Below are 4497 nucleotides of genomic sequence, written 5' to 3'. Positions count from 1 at the left end.
CATGTGATGCATCTCTTTTTCTTACTACTTATTGTTTTTATTTCCTATATATTCAATAGCTTCTTTTAATAGCTCATCAAAGTTAATAGGATAATCATGATCTAAGTTAGGCACAACTTTATACTTATGTTCTATATTCTTATCTCTTAATAATCGTACAAATTGCTGCGTGGATTCGAAACAATCTTCATCTTGATCCCCGCATACTATATATCCTTTTATATGTTTATCCTTCAGCACTCTTAGCAACTCATCCCATTCTTCAATCTCGGGAAGCCACGGTGCTATAAAAACAAAACCATCCACATCTATATCTTTTTGCAAAATCGTATATAAAGCTACTCTTGCCCCTGCAGAAAAACCACCAATTATTACATTTTCTACTGTATGATTTTCTATAAAATTATTGTAATGCTCTTTTAATTCCTCTTTCCCTCTCTCTATGTCCTCCCAAACAAATCCATCTGAAAACTCAATTTGTGAAGACTGTGGTAAAGCTAACATATAATCTTGTATCAAAACAGATTTCCAATATGGTTCTACTATTTGTATATTTTCTTGGTTACCATGCAATGTAAGTAGTAGATTTCCCTCTTTCTTACTGTATATATATTTCACATCTGGTCTTTCCTTTTTATGTGCTAATTCTTCTCTTTCTTTACATAATTGCACCATTGTATGAAATTCTTCAAATTTATGTAGTGATTTTAAATCTTCATCGGAAATTAAATACTCATTTCCATACCAGAATCCCTTTTCTATAATGGCCTCTCTCATTAAATGTAATGCTTCTTTTTCAAGTCCCGATGCACTTGCGAGTGCATACTTAAAATTATATATTTGCGCCTCATTCCCTATTACACCTGTAGCGTTTTCCATTATATAATTGTACGCTTCAAAACTTCCTTTATTTGCATAACAACGTAACGTTTCATTTAATAATTGAATGTAAGTCATACTATTTTTCATGTACCAATTCCCCCGCAACTTTTTATAATATTTATTTTGCGAATCTTTATACCACTTTGTATAACCCACGCTAACAATACCTTATTCTCAAAATGATGCTTAATAGTTGCTCTTCCCTGTCCAATACATTTAGTATAAATAAGAATAGACTGAAAAATCAATATTTTAACAAACAAAAAAAGACAACAATATATGTATTGTTGTTTTCATTACGTCTACCCACTCTTTTGTTTTTTTCTATCTGGTTTACTTGAAACTAAATAATGTTTTTCTGAAATATATAAGTCTCTTTTTAAGCTACGATTTAAGTAAGGTCCTAATTTCATTCCACATATGAGGCGATCTTCGCTACCTTCAACAATTGGGAACATTTCTTTTTCTGTTACGTATTGATCTACTGCTTTTTGTACGACATCAATTTCTTTCACTAGGTTTAAATTTTCTGCTGTATGTTCAAATACCTCAAGCGTTTCCTTCGTTATGAGAAAAACATTTGTTGGAAATGCAGGTAAATATGGTTTTAACAAATCATAATTTACTGTATAATCATCATTTACTAATACTGTATAAACGATATTAGCATTCGTTTCTAAAAACTGAGCCATCGCTTGTTCTAATTCATCTTTCGTAATTTCCCGCTCTTCTTTTCCAGTTCTGAAAAAGCGAAACATCGCATCGCCTCCTTTTTACTATATTATAGCATAAAAGAAAACTGAAAAATCATAAAAAAACCCATTGAAATAATTTTTCAATGGGTTTCTTTATATTTATCGTTATTTTAAGAATGCACTTAGCATCCATACATGCTGTTCTAATGTTGTATGAATTGCTAACAGCATGTCAGCTGATGTTTCATCGCCAGCTTCACCCGCAACTTCCATACCTTCTTTTAATTCTTGAATAAGTGCAGAATAATCATTCACTAATGTTTGCACCATTTCTTCTGCAGATTCTTTGCTTGTCCCTTCACTGACACTAGATGTTGCGAGATATTCTTTCATTGTCGCTAATGGTTTACCTTCTAAAGCTAAAATACGTTCTGCTAACTCATCAATATACGTTCCAGCCTCATTATAAAACTCTTCAAATTTCTCATGTAATGTAAAGAAGTGTGGCCCTGTCACATACCAGTGATAATTATGTAATTTAACATATAACACATTCCAGTTTGCTACCTGCTTGTTTAATACTTCAACAACATTTGTTTTCGTACTCATACAATCACTCCTCTTATCATTTTGTAATGTTTATCTTTTAATAACTTAATTACATTTTACCATACATTCCCTTTCCTTTCGAACAATTAGCTTATATGTAACAAAGTTTTAACACCTTTAATGCTTCCCTAATATCATTTAATTCATGTATTTTTTCAACCACTTCATACGTCTAATTGTCCAAGCTCATACATATGCATAATAGTACATCAAGCTCATCATAGTAGAAAGAGGGATAACATGGACAATCAACAATGGCAAGTAGCAAAGAAAGTAGCTGCTACTTATATCGGAACTGTCGTTGGAGCTGGATTTGCTACTGGACGAGAAATTGTTGAATTTTTCACAGTGAATGGATTATACGGGACAATTGGCATATGTGTAAGTGGATTTTTTTTTATTTGGCTTGGCACAAAGATGATGTTACTTTCATCACAAATCGGGGCATTTTCAGCGCAAGAATTTAACAAATATTTATTTGGGGATGTATTTGGGAATGTTGTAAACACATTATTATTACTCGTTTTATTCGGCGTAACGAGCGTTATGTTATCAGGGGCTGGTGCAGTATTTGAAGAGCAACTTCGCTTACCAAGACAACTCGGTATTCTCATTACAGTTATCGCTTGTCTCATTATAAGTAGCCGCGGGTTACAAGGTGTTTTTGAAGTAAATACACTTGTCGTACCTATTATGATGATTTTTATTATCGGACTTGCTATTACAACCTTTTTTCACGGTACACCTCCTATTAATAACACTATTCCTGCAGAGAGCTGGAATATGAAATGGATTACTAGCCCTATTACATATGTCGCCTTAAACCTTTCTCTCGCCCAAAGTGTTCTCGTCCCATTAGCCAGTGAAGTAAAGGATCGAAAAGCCATTTTTTGGGGTGGGATTTTAGGTGGTGCTGGACTTTCTTTAATTTTATTATGCAGCCATTTAGCAATCTTATCAGTCGATCAATTTTATCAATATAACATCCCAATGGCTGAAGTCATAAGAAGATTTAATGCAACTTTTCACTTCTTCTTCGTTCTCATTATTTTCGGTGAAGTTTTCACAACTTTAGTTGGTAATGTGTTCGGAATGACAAAACAGATGCAATCTATTACTGGGTGGAAAAATCACAATATTATTTTCTTCATTTTACTAATTAGTTATTGCTTTAGTTACATCGGTTACAGTGACTTACTTCACATTCTATATCCTATCATCGGATGGGTAAGTATTGTTATACTTCCAATCATTGCGTTTAAACAACTTCAAAAAACATAAAAAAGCATCCATGTTATTGGATGCTTTTTTATGTTCATTCACAATCATCACATACTTCCCAGTACGGTCCCATTTCTAATGCTAAATACGGCTTTAACTGCAACCGAATCATTCGACTAGGCATGCGTTCTAAAACAAATTGAATACCTTCTTCATCTTCGTCTAATTCAACTTTTGAAATCGTAATTTTTTGCATAGTCGTAATGGGAATTCCATCTTTATATAAAGTGATTTTCACCTCATCGTATTCATTAAAATACAATTCGACACTCATTTGATTTTTCAGTATTTCATCACCAATTTTAAATGTATCATTTTGTTCTTGGATTATATATTTCCATCCGCCTCTATCTTCTTTCGGAGCTGTTTGAAATAATGTCTCCAAATCCTCGTATAGCATAAGATAACCCCTCTCTTACTAAAAAACGATGAGTATTTTATATACCCTTTATCTCTATCACTATCCATAGCTATTGTACCATATATCACCGTTCTTACCGTATTCATTTGCTTCATACACACTTATAAAATAACTAATTCTATCTCCATTATTATGTATATTACCTCATTACTCCATACACTCTTACAAGTTCAAATAACGACAGACTTTAATCCATGCAAATATTGTCTACTCTCCGCTTTTATTAGCTCACAGCATTCACACTTTTACATATAGTAAGACTACCACAAATAAAAAAGGAGAGTGACTTATACCACTCCCCTTAAAAGAACTTCCCTATAGCTGCTAAAACTAATACGATTATTAAAATTGCAAATAATAATGAGACAATGAAACTAAAAATAGGTAACGCTTTCTTTTCATTCTTCTTAAATAGTAACTTTAAACTAAGAAAAATATTTACTGGTACAAGTATAAAATAAAAATATTTAACAATTTGCACCGAGCTATTCGAAAGTGTTTTTAATATAAACACTTCAATTAGAAAAACAATAAAAAATGAAATACTTAGCCAAAATGAGACGTAACTAAGCCAAGAATGTCTTTTTGTCCCCCAATACACTCCCATAA

The 4497-nt window shown here is 32.4% G+C and carries 6 protein-coding genes; 1 reads left to right on the top strand and 5 read right to left on the bottom strand.

What is annotated here, in order from left to right; genetic code table 11:
• Positions 1-24: 24 nt before the first annotated feature.
• From ABWK52_RS27280 to ABWK52_RS27270, 3 genes are all read right to left on the bottom strand, one after another.
• Entirely contained in the window at positions 25-969 is a 945-nt protein-coding gene (locus tag ABWK52_RS27280) for an alpha/beta hydrolase (protein WP_098541500.1), read from the bottom strand.
• 215 nt (positions 970-1184) lie between these two features.
• Positions 1185-1640 (bottom strand): DUF3939 domain-containing protein, encoded by a 456-nt coding sequence (locus tag ABWK52_RS27275; RefSeq protein ID WP_000488206.1) that lies wholly within the window; start codon positions 1638-1640, stop codon positions 1185-1187.
• Between the two features lie 102 nt (positions 1641-1742).
• Positions 1743-2186 carry a Dps family protein gene (locus ABWK52_RS27270; protein WP_000105199.1) on the bottom strand — a complete coding sequence of 148 codons (444 nt, stop codon included), beginning with the start codon at positions 2184-2186 and terminating at the stop codon, positions 1743-1745.
• Between the two features lie 240 nt (positions 2187-2426).
• Here ABWK52_RS27270 and ABWK52_RS27265 point away from each other — a divergent pair, with 240 nt between their 5' ends.
• Positions 2427-3467, top strand: coding sequence for a YkvI family membrane protein (locus ABWK52_RS27265; RefSeq protein WP_000370203.1), 1041 nt, complete (start codon positions 2427-2429; stop codon positions 3465-3467).
• 34 nt (positions 3468-3501) lie between these two features.
• Here ABWK52_RS27265 and ABWK52_RS27260 read toward each other — a convergent pair whose 3' ends face one another.
• A complete protein-coding gene (locus ABWK52_RS27260) occupies positions 3502-3867 on the bottom strand; it encodes a DUF3979 family protein (protein WP_000965059.1) in 366 nt (121 codons plus the stop codon).
• 322 nt (positions 3868-4189) lie between these two features.
• Positions 4190-4495 carry a hypothetical protein gene (locus ABWK52_RS27255; RefSeq protein WP_000539571.1) on the bottom strand — a complete coding sequence of 102 codons (306 nt, stop codon included), beginning with the start codon at positions 4493-4495 and terminating at the stop codon, positions 4190-4192.
• Between the last annotated feature and the right edge of the window lie 2 nt (positions 4496-4497).

It is taken from the genome of Bacillus sp. AP50 (genome assembly GCF_040492675.1).
In the GTDB taxonomy this organism is placed as follows: Bacteria; Bacillota; Bacilli; order Bacillales; family Bacillaceae_G; genus Bacillus_A; species Bacillus_A cereus.
This window is presented reverse-complemented; position numbering and strand designations above follow the sequence as displayed.